The organism is Psychrobacter sp. UBA6739 (assembly GCF_002453835.1).
GTDB lineage: Bacteria > Pseudomonadota > Gammaproteobacteria > Pseudomonadales > Moraxellaceae > Psychrobacter > Psychrobacter immobilis_A.
The window spans coordinates 1-14,150 of record NZ_DKHR01000048.1; the positions used below are offsets into that span (position 1 = coordinate 1).

Below are 14,150 nucleotides of genomic sequence, written 5' to 3' on the forward strand. Positions count from 1 at the left end.
GTATAAGATCAAAAATGAATGTCTAAACTGAGGAAAAGTATACAATTTTTAAACTTAGAGAGAAAGTGTGGGGGGCAGGGGGGATTATGGAAAAGCAGATGAGCCAATGGCATGCGCATGTTTATGACAAAGAGCCGACGCACTATAGTTAGTGATGAGTTGCTGTTAAGCTGGCTAGTAGTCAATTAAAATAATCATCATGAAAAGTAGCAAGCATAAAAAAGGGTATATCAATTGATATACCCTTTTTTTCAAATAACTTATTTATAGAAAGTATTTATGAAAATATATTCTATAAATTATAGCAATTATTTGATTTTAGCTTCTTTAAACATCACGTGCTGGCGAATTTTTGGATCGAATTTCTTCATTTCCATTTTGCCAGGCATAGTGCGTTTGTTTTTAGTAGTGGTGTAGTAATACCCAGTACCAGCTGTTGATACTAATTTAATTTTATCTCTCATGATAGCTTTCCTGTAAATGAGGGGTCTTCAAACGATAGGTACGGATCTAAAATATTAAGTAGCTACATAAGATGTAGCAGAAAAGCAGCTTAAACGACGAAAATTATCGAGATATTAAGCTGCCAGTCTTAACTTATACTTTTTGACCTTGTGCGCGCATATCTGCTAACACTTTATCGATACCAAGTTTGTCAATAGTGCGCATACCTTTGGTAGACACACGTAGACGTACAAAACGATTTTCAGACTCTACCCAAAAACGATGGTTATGAAGGTTTGGTAGAAAGCGACGACGGGTTTTGTTGTTTGCGTGCGAAACATTATTACCCACCATAGGGCGCTTTCCAGTCACTTGGCAAACTCGAGACATGGCGAACTCCTAATCTATGAGGTATGAGTTTTTCTCATACCAGTCTGGGCAAGTTGCACGTTTTTGCGGCATGGACACAGCAAGCGGCAGCTTTGCACCAAACAAAACTATATGAATGTTGAGTTGATATTGCTGTTATCTAAAGGCAAATAACAAGCGTACCAATTCAGAAAATTTTAAAGCCGACATTTATACCATAAAAGTGATGAATACTCAAATATTTTTATGATTATTGTCGATCTAAAGGATGGCTATTATACCCTGAAATTCACTGGCTATGTTGTTGATTATTTAATAGTAAAAATTAATTTTTAGTTGTAAGTTATGACAAAAGTCAGTAAAGTTGCTGTTATATATTTAATACAATCTGTTAATACAACGGGTATTAATGTAAATCTATGTATCATTACCAATCTATTATGATTCTGTGTAATGATTTTTGTTTATTTGCTCGAATAAATTACTGCTGACGCGGAGTCCAAAACATGTCATATAGTTCACGCCCACTTTCTTCTAAGTTGTTTCAATTGACAGCGTTATCACTGGCTTTAACATTAGCAGGATGTGGTGGCGGTGATGGTACAGATACAATTGCGCCAGCGCCTGATTTGGGTGTAGAGCAGCCTGGTACAGGTGACGGTGAACAAGCTATTGGGGAAATCAATATTGTAGAAGGTGCACTCTTTAATGCTGATAGTAATATCATAAACTCAATTAGCTTAGAAGGAGCCTACTACAAGATAAAGGTTGTTGATAAAGCTAAAAACCCTATTATAAATGCGAAAGTTGTTTTCGATATTGATGCAGAAGGGATAAATCTTTCTCAAACAACATCAGGCGCAGTTTTGACAGATGCAGAAGGTATAGCGCAAATATTTTTGAAACCTAATAATGCAGAGGTTTCAGGCGCATATACTATCTCAGCGAATGTAACCTATAAGCAGAAAACCGCTACAACGGAGACAACTTTCTCAGTTCAGGCAACAACTGTTACTTTGTCAGAAATAACAGTTGGGTCCAGTAGCTTGGCTTCAGGAGGCCAAACGCCTATCAGTCTAAAAGTTACTAATGAAGCAGGTGATGTACTAAGTGGTGTTTTAGTAAACCTCAATAGTAGCTGTGGTCAAATACCAGAACAAGTTACCTCTGATAGTGAAGGGATGATTAAAGCAGTTTTTAAAGCCATTAATTTAGATACCACACTATGTAGTGGTCCAGTTAGTATGTCTGCACGTACAGGTAATAAAACTAAGTCAACGACAGTTACTGTTGCCTCTGCTGAAGCTACATCAATTATCTATACTTCTAATGACATCAGTCTAGGTATTCGCGGTAGTGGCTCATCTTCTACAGGACAAGCTGAGTTTACGGTGTACTCTGGATCTACTACCCTGGCAAATGAACAAGTCAGAGTGTCTTTAGAGAAATCACCCCTTGGTCTTACTTTTGGACCAAATAGAAACCAGCAATCTTATGTAGCAACCACTGATGCTAGTGGTCAGATTATTGTGCCTATATTCCCTGGTACAACGCCTGGGCCAGTAGAGATTGAAGTATCTTTAGTAGATGACCCATTAATAAATGCTTTGTCAAAAAACATAACAGTAGCCAGCTCACGAGTCACTCAGACGGGCCTTAGTTTATCATGGGAGAAGAACGTTTTAGATTGGTCTTATGATGGCGATAGTACTCAAATCAATGCAAGAATGGTGGATCGTAATGGTAATAAAGTGCCCGATGGCACAGTAATTAACTTTACTGCCGAAGGCGGCAAGGTTACCTCTAGTTGTGCCACAGTTGATGGTAACTGTGATGTCACCTTTACAACGCAAAACCCGCGTCCAGGTGATGGACGCGTAAGTATTTTAGCAGTTGCTGAAGGTGAAAAAGACTACATCGATATGAACGAAAACAATGCTTGGGATGAAGGTGTTGATATACTAGTTCATAATATCGGTGATACATTCCGTGACGATAATGAAAGCGGAGATTTTCAGATTGGTGAGTTTACTTATCCACTGACAACTGGGGCAAGCAATGCATGTGAAAATAATATTGATAAGTACATCAATTTAAAATTTCCATCATTGTCTGATTTGAAAAAACGTCAGTACGAATCTAGGTATATCAATGAGTTCGTTTCACCCAACAAAGTAAATAGCTGTAACACTGATTTAGATACGGTAGTACGTTATCAAGCTGTTACTTTGCTGTCTAACGGTAACGATACGCGTTTCACTGTGGGAAGTTTAGATCAAGGTGGTAATTTTACAGTTCGAACACCTCAAGCTATTTTTAGTAGTGACACATCCATATCATTTAGAGTGAATAGCGGTGGTTTTTACGACTTAAATCCTATGCCTTCTGGTACAACGATAACTGGTTCAGCAATTGACCAAACTTCTGCAAATCCAACTGCTACAATTGAACGTGTCGCAAATGGATTTTTCATTGAGGTTTTGGATGCTAATCCAAGATCAAGAGTTACTGTAAAAGTTGGTAATGAAGAGTTTTTAGTTCCTATTGGTAGTAACGGTACGGGAACTTCACAAGTATTTACTACTAATCCACCTATAGGCGACATTAGTGTAGAAAGCAAAAATAATACTTGTGAGGCTACCCTATCAGGTGTTACTAAAGTACCTGCTAACTTAGCAACTGGTATGCCGGGTGATAACTTGGGTACTTTTACAACCTTTAAGCTGAAAAACTGTCAGGCAACGGATGAGGTTAAGATTACTGCCACTTCACCAAATGGCAATGTAACTAGCTATACTTATACTATTGGATAGTTGCTTTAGGCTTTAGAACGAACCCCTAACCTCGCGTTGGGGGTTTTTACGTTATGAATCTTAATAACTAAAAAAAACCAACTCAGTCAGCAAAGTTAGGTAAAAGCGATTAGAATAGTCGGTTTCCTATGCTAATGACCGTATTGAAAGTCAGTAGCAAGTTTAATTTTTTGATTGGGCGCACTATGTCAGACACTGCAACGATTACTTCAGTAAAACACTCATCTCATAAACTATCTAGTAACCTGTCTAACAAGACGGCAATCGATACTGCCACGCTATTGATTAAATGCCGCGATCAAGCCGGTATTGTGCAAGCGGTATCTGAGTTTATTCATCGCTATGGTGCTAATATTATTACTCTCGATCAGTATTCAACTGCTCATGAGGGTGGTCAATATTTTATGCGTTTAGAGTTTGCTTTAGCAGGATTGAGCGAGATTATTGAGAATTTTGAAGCCAGTTTTGCGCATACGGTAGCCAAGCGCCATAATATGGCTTGGCGTTTACATGATAATGCGATTAAGACGAAAGTTGGTATTTTAGTATCAAAGTTTGATCATGCATTGTTGGATTTGTTATGGCGGCATCAGCGAGGTTTACTTGACTGCGAGATTACCTCTGTTGTTAGTAATCACGAAGACTTACGCCAATCGGTAGAGAACTTCGGTATTACTTTCCATCATGTGCCAGTGACCAAAGACAATAAATCAGAGGCAGAAGAGCAGATTCATACGCTAATGGCAGGCAATGATTTGCTAGTGTTGGCGCGTTATATGCAGATATTATCGTCTGATTTTGTCAAGCGATGGCCGATGCAAGTCATTAATATTCACCATTCATTTTTGCCTGCATTTGTGGGAGCTGACCCTTATCGTCAGGCTTATGATAAAGGTGTGAAACTCATCGGCGCGACCGCGCATTATGTCACCGCTGAGCTTGATCAAGGCCCTATCATTGAGCAAGATGTACACCGAGTCACTCACCGTCAAGGTGTGACGGAGCTGCGCGCTATTGGTCGTGATATCGAGCGTAATGTCTTGGCACGCGCTGTGAACTGGCATGTACAAAACCGCGTGATTGTAGCGGGTAATAAAACCGTGGTTTTTAATTAGCATTTAATTAGAGCGAGTTCAAATTGAGAAGTGCTGGTTAACAGAAGGTTAAAAAAAGCCGTGAGTATTATTCATTAATACTCACGGCTTTTTTCTGGACCTATTGCTATTGCAGCGCTGATTTTATATCAGCATCTCTAACACAAACTTGCTGCCCACAAAGCCAATGGCTAATAGGAGAAAAGCATAGATAGTCATATTGGCGGCACGTTTGCCCCGCCATCCAGCACGCCAGTTACCGACCAGTAGCGCCCCAAACAATAACCAAGACAGCAGGCTAAACACAGTCTTATGCACAATATGCTGTGCCATCAAATCCTCTACATAGATAAAGCCAATGCCCAATGCGATACTCAGCAGGACAAAACCGACCAATAACATATCGAATAATAGACTCTCCATACTTTGTAGTGACGGTAGTTTATTGACCCAAAACCGATGAATAGAGTGGTGCTTGAGTTCGCGTATTTGTAGGCGCAAAAATAGCGCTTGCACCGCTGCCATCAGCAGCACACAATAGGCGGCAAGTGATAGTAATATATGAGCTTCAAGCCCAATACTGATATTTGTAATGGGTTGATAAGGCGCACGGCCAATATAGCCAATTGTCAACCCTACCAATGCTGTTGGCGCTGCCAGTATGCCCAGACTGATAATAGGGCGATACAAGCAAAATAAAAAATAGAAGAACAAAAAGAATAAGCTGATTAGGCTGATGATATTAAAAAGATTGAAATTTAGCCCGTAAAGCGTCACAACATAAGGATAAAGTAGCGCCGCATGCGCGAGCATGCCGACCATCAATAATCCCAAACTGATGCCTTTATGGATAGGCTTATCCCGAGTCAGTGCCCAACTAAGGTAAGCGCTGACTAAGATATAGGCTAGGCTAGCAAGTAAGAATGCAAAGTGCACAGATATAATGCCTCATCTCATACTGAGCGTAAAATAGCCGCTCAATTTAATGCTAAAGTGGTATTATCGGAATGATTAGAATAATCGTCCAATTTATCATAAAATGGGTGCCAATTGAGCACCAACTTGCTTATTCCTTATAAATGCTTGGCCAAGTTTGCTTGAATAAGCGCTCATATGCCTAGCTTATAAAGCGATTGTCTATAAGTCATAAAGCGCTGCGCTAAGCTTTGGTAATGCTGTATTTGCAAAATCATTATAATTTTGGCGTCGTCTTGGTGCTATAGTGTTGATAATAGACTATTTTTTATCATTGTTTTTATGAAGATACGATTAAATACTTTACAGTATTCCCTAATAATATTTATCCGCCATTTAAGCTGAAGCCAGTTTCACCTAAGTATTGTTTTAAGTAAATATTGTTTTCACCAAGAATTATTTTAACTGAGAGTTATTTATGTTTGATACCTTAACAGAACGCTTGTCGTCGAGCCTGCGCAATATCGTCGGTACTGGGCAGTTGACCGAAGACAACATCAAAGATACCCTGCGTGAAGTGCGTATGGCGCTACTAGAAGCCGACGTCGCGCTACCCGTCACCCGTGACTTTGTAAAGCGCGTCAAAGAGCAAGCGCTTGGCGCAGAAGTACTCAAAGAGCTGGCACCAGGTCAAGCCTTTGTCAAAATCGTCCATGACGAGCTGACCGAAATGATGGGCAGTGCCAATCAGCAGCTTGAGATGACGGGTAAGCCACCAGTTGTTTATTTACTGGCTGGTTTGCAAGGGGCAGGTAAAACCACCACGGCTGGTAAATTGGCGAAGTTTTTACAAGAGCGCCATAAGAAAAAAGTCATGCTGGTATCCGCTGACGTCTATCGTCCAGCGGCGATTGCTCAGCTTGAGCAAGTGGCAGGTCAAGTGAATGCCAAGTTTGTTAATTCAAGTAGCGACGAAAACCCGATAGACATCGCGCTGCGTGCTATCGAAGAAGCTAAAATTCAATATCAAGATATTTTGATTATTGATACCGCTGGTCGTCTGGCTATCGATGAGACTATGATGGCTGAGATTAAGGCGTTAACTGCAGCGGTCAATCCGTCTGAAACGTTATTTGTCGTCGATGCGATGACGGGTCAGGATGCGGCAAATACTGCCAAAGCCTTTAATGATGCGCTGCCATTAACGGGTGTGATTTTAACCAAAACTGATGGTGATGCGCGCGGTGGTGCGGCACTTTCTGTACGTGCGATTACTGGCAAACCAATTAAGTTTTTAGGTCGCGGTGAAAAATTAGACGCGTTAGAGCTGTTCCATCCTGAACGTATCGCTCAACGTATTCTTGGTATGGGTGACGTACTGAGCTTGGTCGAAGAAGTTGAACAAAAAATCGACCGTGATAAAGCCGAAAAAATGGCAAAAAAGATGCAAAAGGGCGGTGATTTCGACCTTGAGGATCTATTGACCCAGTTCCAACAAATGAAAAGCATGGGCGGCATGGCAGGCTTCTTAGATAAGATGCCAGGTATGGGTGGCTCGGATATGCAAAAAGCGGTCGAAGATGCTAAGCCAGAAGAAAAAGTACGTGAGATGGAAGCGTTGATTAATTCGATGACGCCATTTGAGCGCAAAAATCCCGATAAAATTAATCCAAGCCGTAAGCGCCGTATTGCCGCAGGTTCTGGACGTGAGATTCAAGACGTCAATCGTTTGCTCAAACAACACAAGCAAATGGCAAAAATGATGAAAATGATCTCTAAGCCTGAAGGCATCAGTAAAATGATGAAGTCGATGCAAGGGCTAATGGGTGGCGGTGCTGCAGGTGGCGGCGGTGGCGGTCCTTTATTTGGTGGCGGCGGTCAGCAAGGCGGCGTCAAGGATGTGAATCCACAACAAATGGCTAAGCAGATGGGTCTGGATCCAAACAACATGCCAAGCACCGAAGAGATGCAAAAACAAATGCAGGAAATGCAGAATCAAGCGCCAAAAAAGTTTAAAACCCGTTTTTAATTGATAGATGCTTAGATTGCTATAGTATTCAATTCTTAATGAAAACCCCAAGGTGCAAGTCACTTTGGGGTTTTTTATGCCTGTCATGTTCCCATAAATATTGATGGATTAAGTATGAAAATTTATAAATTAATAAAATTTGCCTATCCTAAATGCTATGATAGGCGCTGTTTTATAATGCTAAGTCAATAGGTCGAGGTTATGATGTTTTTAGCAATGGATACCGTGTTTGATCAGTGTTCGATCGCGATTTTAGATGTCAGTGGTCAAGTGCTATCGAGTCATACGGAGACGGGTAAACGCCAGCAAACCCAGCAAATTCTGCCAATGATTGACGCCGCTTTGTCCGAGGCTAAGCTCAACCTTGCTGATTTACAAGCCTTGATATTTAACCGTGGTCCTGGTGCCTTTAGTGGCATACGGATTAATACGGCAGTAGTACAAGCATTGTCTGTCGCCCATGATATTCCTTGTGTCGGAGTCTCAAGCTTACAAGCGATTGCGCAAGCGGCGTATCAAAAATATGGTGTGACCGAAGTGTATAGCGCCCTTGATGCGCGTATGCAGCAAGTGTATTTTGGGCAATATGTGCTAATAGACAACCTTATGCAGGCGGTTAATCAGGAAAATGGCGAAGATACCGAGCAGTTGCTCGATTATGACAGCCAGACCGTGCTTAATATTCCCATTGCTGGCAATGGTGCGCCGTTATTAACATTACATGACGGTCAGATCATTCAGGCAGATATTCACCCTGATGCTACTGTGATAGGGCAGCTTGGTATTGCTCAATTTATGACGACAGGAGGCACAGAAGCCTCGCAAGCTTTACCAAAGTATCTGCGCAATCAAGCGTGGAAAACACTTAAAGAACAAGGTAAGGCGTAACCATCATATTAATGCCAGCCATTATCAGCGCTATATAAAATATAAAAATACTCTAAAACACTATTAGCCAATAGATCCATATTTAGGAAAGCCATCGTGGATATCATTTTATTAATTCAAGCTGTTATCATGGGTATCGTTGAAGGTATCACTGAATTTTTACCCATCTCTAGCACTGGCTACTTGATTTTATCAGCGGATTTGATGGGCTTTTGGACCAAAGAAAAAGTCGATTTATTTGTGGTAGTGGTGCAGCTTGGCGCTATCTTAGCGGTCATTTATGATTACTGGGACAGACTATGGCAAGCGCTGATGGGTCTGCTGACAGGCAAAGCTGAAGGCATGAGTAATCCACGCCAGCTAGGACTTAGCTTGATTGTGGCGACTATTCCGGTGATGATCGTTGGCTTCACCTTCGCTGATGAGATTAAATCATATTTATTTAATCCCATCGTCGTGGCAATTATGCTGATTATCGGTGGCTTCTTGATATTCTATGTAGAAAATCGCCCTAAAACGATTATTGCGCAAGAAGCAGAAGACGTCAGTCTAAAAACAGCGTTGATGATTGGTCTGCTGCAATGTCTGGCATTGATACCGGGAACATCACGCTCAGGCGCGACAATTATCGGCGCGCTATGGCTCGGCGTTTCACGTAAAGCTTCCGCTGAATTTTCTTTCTTTTTGGGTATTCCAGTCATCGTGGGCGCGGCATTATTGGATTTGCTGAAGCATCATGACGTATTGACCAATAGCGAGGATTGGCTGGTATTAGGTATAGGTACGGTGGTGTCATTTATCGTCGCCTTACTCTGTATCCGTTTGCTAGTAGAATGGGTCAGTCGTCGTGATTTTAAAATCTTTGCGTGGTTACGCATTATTACTGGCATCATTGTATTAATAGCGGCTTGGGGTTTTGGTTATCAAATGGCAGGCTAGAGCCGATTGTAGGATTGGGTCTATAAGCCGCGAATAGGAAAGTAGAGATGACCGCTTCACGCCAAGGGTTCAAAGAGAGTAGTAACATTATGAACTGCCAACTATACTATGTCAGCGAGTCGCAGCATAGTCAGGTTGCAGATATACAAGCGTTGATAATCGCACATCAGCTGCCCATTATTTTACACCTTGAGCTGTTTACCGATAAGCTTAGTCAAAAACGTCGCCAGCAGTTAAGCCAAACAGTTACCCAACCTATCTTGTTGTTGGATGAAAAAAACAAGCTATCATGGCTGAGCGATGGGTTAAGCGTTGCACCAGAATGGGATAAGCTGCAACGCCGTGTGGTGAGTGCGGGGCGTAAGTCTGAGTTATTATTACAAGCAGTCAAAATCACATCTGACAGTCAGGTTATCGATGCTACAGCAGGCTTTGGTCATGACAGTTTGATATTAGCCAGTACGGGCGCACAGGTCATTATGATCGAGCAACAGCCCTTGATGGCATTGTTATTGTTAGTAGAGCAGCAGCGTATGAGTGGGCTAGCAAATTGGCAAAAGCTGATGAGTCGTCTCTATATTATCAATACCGATGCGCTTGGCTATTTTGCAACTCTAGCAGCAGATGCGATAGATGATACTAAAGAAATCGATATGAAAGCAGTCGATGTGGTGTATCTGGATCCGATGTTTCCGGAAGACAGTTATCAAGATAGCAAAACGGGTAAAGGCGCTAAAGTGGGCAAGCACATGCAAGCCTTACACCAATTGGCTAGCCCCCCAACGCTAGAACAAGAAGAACAGTTGCTACAAAGTGCGCAAGCAGTCGTCCGTCAAAAGGGACAAAACACAAACACACAGGGGCGCGTGGTCGTTAAGCGTCCACAATTTGCGCCGTTACTTGCGCATCAACAACCAAGTGAGAGCTGGCATAACGAAGCCGTACGCTTTGATGGTTATTTTGTTTAATAGCCATTTTTTATGATAATGACTGTGCTTAGCTATTGAACTCAGTTATTGAGCTTAGAGTGCGCAGTTAGCAACTCCATATTTGTAAAATTAAGAGTGATTGGATTTAGGAGCAGGGAATGTCGACGCTAATTATTTGGATCATGGGTGCAGGATTATTATTAATAAATATCATGTTGCGCACCCGAATATTAAGGCTAGAAGCCCGTTTAAAAGAGTTCAGTCGTCCTGAAGATTATGTGGCATTTTTGCGTCAACAAGCCGCACAAAAAGACAAAATCCCTGCCATTAAAGCCTTACGCAAACAATATCCTGAGCTGTCGCTCATCGAGGCCAACAAATTGTGGCAGCAAATTCAGTAGCTCGCCAATGTATTAATAATTCAATGTAATAGCACTTCATATAAGAGCTGCCGAAAAAGTAGGCAAACACGCACAAAAAAACCTTCTATTAATGATAATAAAAAGCCATGACATTTAACGACAAACTACAAGCTTACCTGCAGCTGACGCGCTTTGATAAACCAGTAGGTATTGAGCTATTATTATGGCCAACGCTATGGGGCGTAATGCTGGCGGCGATGGGTCAAGCGCAACAGCAAGGTGCAAGTGCGGGTCTACCAAGTCTTAAGATGTTGGTGATTTTTGCGCTTGGCGCAATTTTTATGCGGGCGGCAGGTTGCGCGATCAATGATTTTGCCGATCGTAAGGTCGATGGTCATGTGACCCGCACCAAAGGACGTCCATTAGCTGATGGGCGTCTGTCTGCTAAAGAAGCAATCGCTGCTTTTTTAGTATTGGTATTACTCAGCGCCAGTTTGCTGTTCTTTTTGCCGATAGCCGTATTTTACTGGTCGCTTGGCGCAGTGTTATTGGCATTCATTTATCCATTTATGAAGCGTTTTACCCATTTGCCGCAGGTGTTTTTAGCAGCGGCTTTTGGTTGGGCGATACCGATGGCGTATGTGGCGATACAAGGCGCGCCTGATATTTGGTGTTGGCTGTTATTTGTCGCTTATATGTGTTGGACTGTGGCTTATGATACCCAATATGCTATGGCTGACCGTGAAGATGATTTAAAAATTGGGGTCAAATCAACGGCGATATTATTTGGTCGCTATGATGTGATTATTATCTCGCTGCTACAAACATTGTTTTTGCTTATCATGGGCGCGGTCATTTGGCATTACTTTGCACCGACAAGCTTAGGCCTGACGCCAGTATTTGGCTTGGCGTTAGTGGCAATGATGTTTGCTAAGCAAAATAGCGCTTGTGCTACTCGTAATGCAAGAGCCTGTTTTCAGGCGTTTTTAGCCAATATATGGGTAGGGCGTTACGTCTTTGCTCTCATCGCAATCGCTTGCCTATGGACGACTTTTAATGGATAACTTCAAAAAGCTCTCAAAGTCAAAAGCGAAAAAATCTTCTGATGCCAATGCACCTGTTATCGATTATCAAGCAAAGTTAGCTGAGCACGGATTAACACGCGAACAAGTGATCGCCACCGAGCGTAAATTGGCTAAGTTTGCTAATACGATGGATTCGCTGGTACGTGTGCCTTTTACCAAACAAGGCATGGGTGCAGATGCGGCGCTTTCGACGATTCCGCTGGCAGGAGATTTAGCAGGACTGGCTTTAACCAGCTATGCTTTTGTATTAGGGCGTCAGCTAGGTGTGCCAGCGCATAAAATGACGCCTGCGGTCAGACTGGCACTCATTGATATGGTCGTTGGTATAGTACCGGGTATTGGCACGCTGCTCGATATTTTTATTCGCCCCAGTCGTAAGACTTTAGGCATCGTGCATGAGCATCTGCACGATGAATATGGCATTACTGAAACGATGCATATGGATCGACCATTTTTACATCAATCGCTAGAAGATAAGCAGCGTAGCCGTTTTGGCGCTTTTTGGCACAATCCTATCATTGCATGGCTGTATTTGCACATTCCTGATCTGTTGGGATTGATCGTTATTGTAGTGGTTGGTTGGGGACTGTGGGCAGTAATCAGTTGGCTGGTCAGTCTGTTTGGCAAGGTAACTGGATTTGGTTAGAGAAAAGTTAATAGCATTAAAAAGGCGGCAAATATCATAAATATTTGCCGCCTTTTTAATGCTCAAGAGATTTTTTTATGTAACTTTTTAAAGGTTCTAAGCTGTATTTTTTAATCAATTACTCAGTGATGACTTCTGCTTCGGCACTGACTGCATCAAAGCTAGTAATTTTGTTATTTTGGACAAGGTCGATAGTACCACCACCAGCATGACTGACCAGCTCGATGCTGCCATCGCTTGATCGATAAGTCGGGTTATTGCCTTGACCTTCAGGTGCACTTAGTGTCATTTTTGGTTTATTAGGTAGGCTAATGATAGCGTTGAGTACGCCTGCTGCTGAGGTTTCAAAAACGACCGAGAGTGATTCACCAGCCGCATTTTTATAACGGACATCAGTAATTTGCGCACCTTTAATGGCTTGTTCTGGATTTGGTGCTATGGCAGTATTGTTTGCTACCGAGTCTGTTGCACCAAGGTCATTTTCTAGCTTAGTTAAGCTTACATCTTGTTCTGAGCTTACTTCAGAATTTGCGATATCATCACCATTATCAGCGGTCGTATCAACATTAATATTGCTAGTCACGGGTGTGGTTTGTACCGCCGCTTCAGAGATTGTTTCGTTATCTGTCTCAGGCTCTGGTGTTTTTTGGCAAGCACTCAATAGTGAGAGACTTAAAAAAATAGCAGAAATTGCCTGAAAATAGGGCTTTGATTTTGCAATTGTAAGAGCATCGATTTTCATGATAATACGGCTATCCATTGGCAGAGTTTTTGTTTAAATATAGTGAACGACGTAGACTTATTTATCCCTCACAGTCAAATATGACCGTCATTTGCTATTACTATCAATTTCTTGCTTACTATTTACAGGCATTATTATTTCAGTTTTAGATTGTCGGCTGCCATACCGCTTTCTTTATACACGTCATCTAAGTATCGACGGCTGGCAAGTAGCTTGTCTACAACGCCACTTTGGCTTTGGATATTGAGCTTTTGAGAAAAGTCTAAAATCGAGTTTAATTGATCTAATACCATGTCATAGCTGGTATTTTGTTTGTCGGTATCAATAATGACTGTTTTGGCATAATGTTTATCGAGGCTAAGGTAGTCGCCAATCAATTCTGGAACACGTGTGGTGATGAGTTTATTGAGAGTAAATAGCTGTGATTCAGTGATTTCTTCATGATGGGTAGACTCATATTGTTGTCCAATATCATCCATCACAGATCGAAACACCTTAGGTACTTGCTCGTCATAAAGTAGCTTGATAAAAGGATGTCGAGCTGAAAAGTTAATCGTGCTGAGCCCATTAGCTCGCTCATGATTTACCTCGTTGTTTACCGCCATATCTGCTTTAGACTGGGTAGCGACAAGATTCGCAGAAGCTAAGTATTCTTGATGCCGCTGTATAGAAGCAATCTGTGTGTGCTTAGACTTTTCTTTCATCACAAAAAATATGGGCACAATAACAATTAGGCTAAGCAAAATGAGTAAGGTAAAAAAAGACATGTCGGGACTCTGTCATAAAAAATGCTATTTATTAAAAAAATGCTATTTATTAAAAAAAAGTTTTTAGATTACAATATAACATGCTTGTGTTATGTTAAGGCAAAATAGCGGTCGATAAAAGTTGTATC

Annotated in this window: 14 protein-coding genes; 9 read left to right on the forward strand and 5 right to left on the reverse strand. The window is 41.6% G+C overall.

Going from position 1 to position 14,150, the window contains the following annotated elements; genetic code table 11:
- Positions 1–308 precede the first annotated feature (308 nt).
- Both rpmG and rpmB read right to left on the reverse strand, forming a co-directional pair.
- Positions 309–464, reverse strand: coding sequence for a 50S ribosomal protein L33 (gene rpmG / locus B2575_RS10290; protein ID WP_045444249.1), 156 nt, complete (start codon positions 462–464; stop codon positions 309–311).
- Positions 465–597: 133 nt separating this feature from the next.
- Positions 598–834: a 50S ribosomal protein L28 gene (gene rpmB, locus B2575_RS10295; RefSeq protein ID WP_010201401.1), complete on the reverse strand. Its 237-nt coding sequence runs from the start codon at positions 832–834 to the stop codon at positions 598–600.
- Positions 835–1,319: 485 nt separating this feature from the next.
- Here rpmB and B2575_RS10300 point away from each other — a divergent pair, with 485 nt between their 5' ends.
- Complete coding sequence (locus B2575_RS10300) at positions 1,320–3,626, forward strand: Ig-like domain-containing protein (RefSeq protein WP_296241836.1); 2,307 nt, start codon at positions 1,320–1,322, stop codon at positions 3,624–3,626.
- A 185-nt stretch (positions 3,627–3,811) separates the two neighbouring features.
- Positions 3,812–4,741, forward strand: coding sequence for a formyltetrahydrofolate deformylase (gene purU, locus B2575_RS10305; RefSeq protein WP_296241837.1), 930 nt, complete (start codon positions 3,812–3,814; stop codon positions 4,739–4,741).
- A gap of 123 nt (positions 4,742–4,864) precedes the next feature.
- Here purU and B2575_RS10310 read toward each other — a convergent pair whose 3' ends face one another.
- Positions 4,865–5,656 carry a cytochrome C assembly family protein gene (locus B2575_RS10310; RefSeq protein WP_193008587.1) on the reverse strand — a complete coding sequence of 264 codons (792 nt, stop codon included), beginning with the start codon at positions 5,654–5,656 and terminating at the stop codon, positions 4,865–4,867.
- 457 nt (positions 5,657–6,113) lie between these two features.
- On the opposite strand from B2575_RS10310, the gene ffh reads away from it, so the two are divergent.
- The 7 genes from ffh (at position 6,114) to B2575_RS10345 (ending at position 12,513) form a co-directional block, all read left to right on the forward strand.
- Entirely contained in the window at positions 6,114–7,664 is a 1,551-nt protein-coding gene (gene ffh / locus B2575_RS10315; protein WP_055124688.1) for a signal recognition particle protein, read from the forward strand.
- Between the two features lie 204 nt (positions 7,665–7,868).
- Positions 7,869–8,552 (forward strand): tRNA (adenosine(37)-N6)-threonylcarbamoyltransferase complex dimerization subunit type 1 TsaB, encoded by a 684-nt coding sequence (gene tsaB, locus B2575_RS10320; protein ID WP_296241887.1) that lies wholly within the window; start codon positions 7,869–7,871, stop codon positions 8,550–8,552.
- Positions 8,553–8,648: 96 nt separating this feature from the next.
- Positions 8,649–9,491: an undecaprenyl-diphosphate phosphatase gene (locus tag B2575_RS10325; RefSeq protein ID WP_296241838.1), complete on the forward strand. Its 843-nt coding sequence runs from the start codon at positions 8,649–8,651 to the stop codon at positions 9,489–9,491.
- 47 nt (positions 9,492–9,538) lie between these two features.
- The gene (locus tag B2575_RS10330; RefSeq protein WP_296241839.1) at positions 9,539–10,459 is read left to right on the forward strand and encodes a class I SAM-dependent methyltransferase; all 921 of its coding nucleotides are present in this window, start codon (positions 9,539–9,541) and stop codon (positions 10,457–10,459) included.
- A gap of 119 nt (positions 10,460–10,578) precedes the next feature.
- Positions 10,579–10,821: a hypothetical protein gene (locus B2575_RS10335; protein WP_087815087.1), complete on the forward strand. Its 243-nt coding sequence runs from the start codon at positions 10,579–10,581 to the stop codon at positions 10,819–10,821.
- 107 nt (positions 10,822–10,928) lie between these two features.
- Positions 10,929–11,846: a 4-hydroxybenzoate octaprenyltransferase gene (ubiA, locus tag B2575_RS10340; RefSeq protein ID WP_296241841.1), complete on the forward strand. Its 918-nt coding sequence runs from the start codon at positions 10,929–10,931 to the stop codon at positions 11,844–11,846.
- Positions 11,839–12,513 (forward strand): DUF4112 domain-containing protein, encoded by a 675-nt coding sequence (locus B2575_RS10345; RefSeq protein ID WP_060491737.1) that lies wholly within the window; start codon positions 11,839–11,841, stop codon positions 12,511–12,513. The genes ubiA and B2575_RS10345 overlap by 8 nt, the downstream gene beginning before the upstream one ends.
- A gap of 118 nt (positions 12,514–12,631) precedes the next feature.
- On the opposite strand, the gene B2575_RS10350 is transcribed toward B2575_RS10345, so the two are convergent.
- Positions 12,632–13,255, reverse strand: a complete 624-nt coding sequence (locus B2575_RS10350; protein ID WP_060492297.1) for a hypothetical protein — start codon at positions 13,253–13,255, stop codon at positions 12,632–12,634.
- A 134-nt stretch (positions 13,256–13,389) separates the two neighbouring features.
- Positions 13,390–14,022, reverse strand: a complete 633-nt coding sequence (locus tag B2575_RS10355) for a hypothetical protein (protein ID WP_296241846.1) — start codon at positions 14,020–14,022, stop codon at positions 13,390–13,392.
- Positions 14,023–14,150: the final 128 nt, after the last annotated feature.

Bases quoted from the DNA above. Each gene is read 5' to 3' on its own strand.
- rpmG (WP_045444249.1), bottom strand. From the start codon at position 464: ATGAGAGATAAAATTAAATTAGTATCAACAGCTGGTACTGGGTATTAC.
- rpmB (WP_010201401.1), bottom strand. From the start codon at position 834: ATGTCTCGAGTTTGCCAAGTGACTGGAAAGCGCCCTATGGTGGGTAAT.
- B2575_RS10300 (WP_296241836.1), top strand. From the start codon at position 1,320: ATGTCATATAGTTCACGCCCACTTTCTTCTAAGTTGTTTCAATTGACA.
- purU (WP_296241837.1), top strand. From the start codon at position 3,812: ATGTCAGACACTGCAACGATTACTTCAGTAAAACACTCATCTCATAAA.
- ffh (WP_055124688.1), top strand. From the start codon at position 6,114: ATGTTTGATACCTTAACAGAACGCTTGTCGTCGAGCCTGCGCAATATC.
- tsaB (WP_296241887.1), top strand. From the start codon at position 7,869: ATGTTTTTAGCAATGGATACCGTGTTTGATCAGTGTTCGATCGCGATT.
- B2575_RS10330 (WP_296241839.1), top strand. From the start codon at position 9,539: ATGACCGCTTCACGCCAAGGGTTCAAAGAGAGTAGTAACATTATGAAC.
- B2575_RS10335 (WP_087815087.1), top strand. From the start codon at position 10,579: ATGTCGACGCTAATTATTTGGATCATGGGTGCAGGATTATTATTAATA.
- ubiA (WP_296241841.1), top strand. From the start codon at position 10,929: ATGACATTTAACGACAAACTACAAGCTTACCTGCAGCTGACGCGCTTT.
- B2575_RS10345 (WP_060491737.1), top strand. From the start codon at position 11,839: ATGGATAACTTCAAAAAGCTCTCAAAGTCAAAAGCGAAAAAATCTTCT.
- B2575_RS10350 (WP_060492297.1), bottom strand. From the start codon at position 13,255: ATGAAAATCGATGCTCTTACAATTGCAAAATCAAAGCCCTATTTTCAG.
- B2575_RS10355 (WP_296241846.1), bottom strand. From the start codon at position 14,022: ATGTCTTTTTTTACCTTACTCATTTTGCTTAGCCTAATTGTTATTGTG.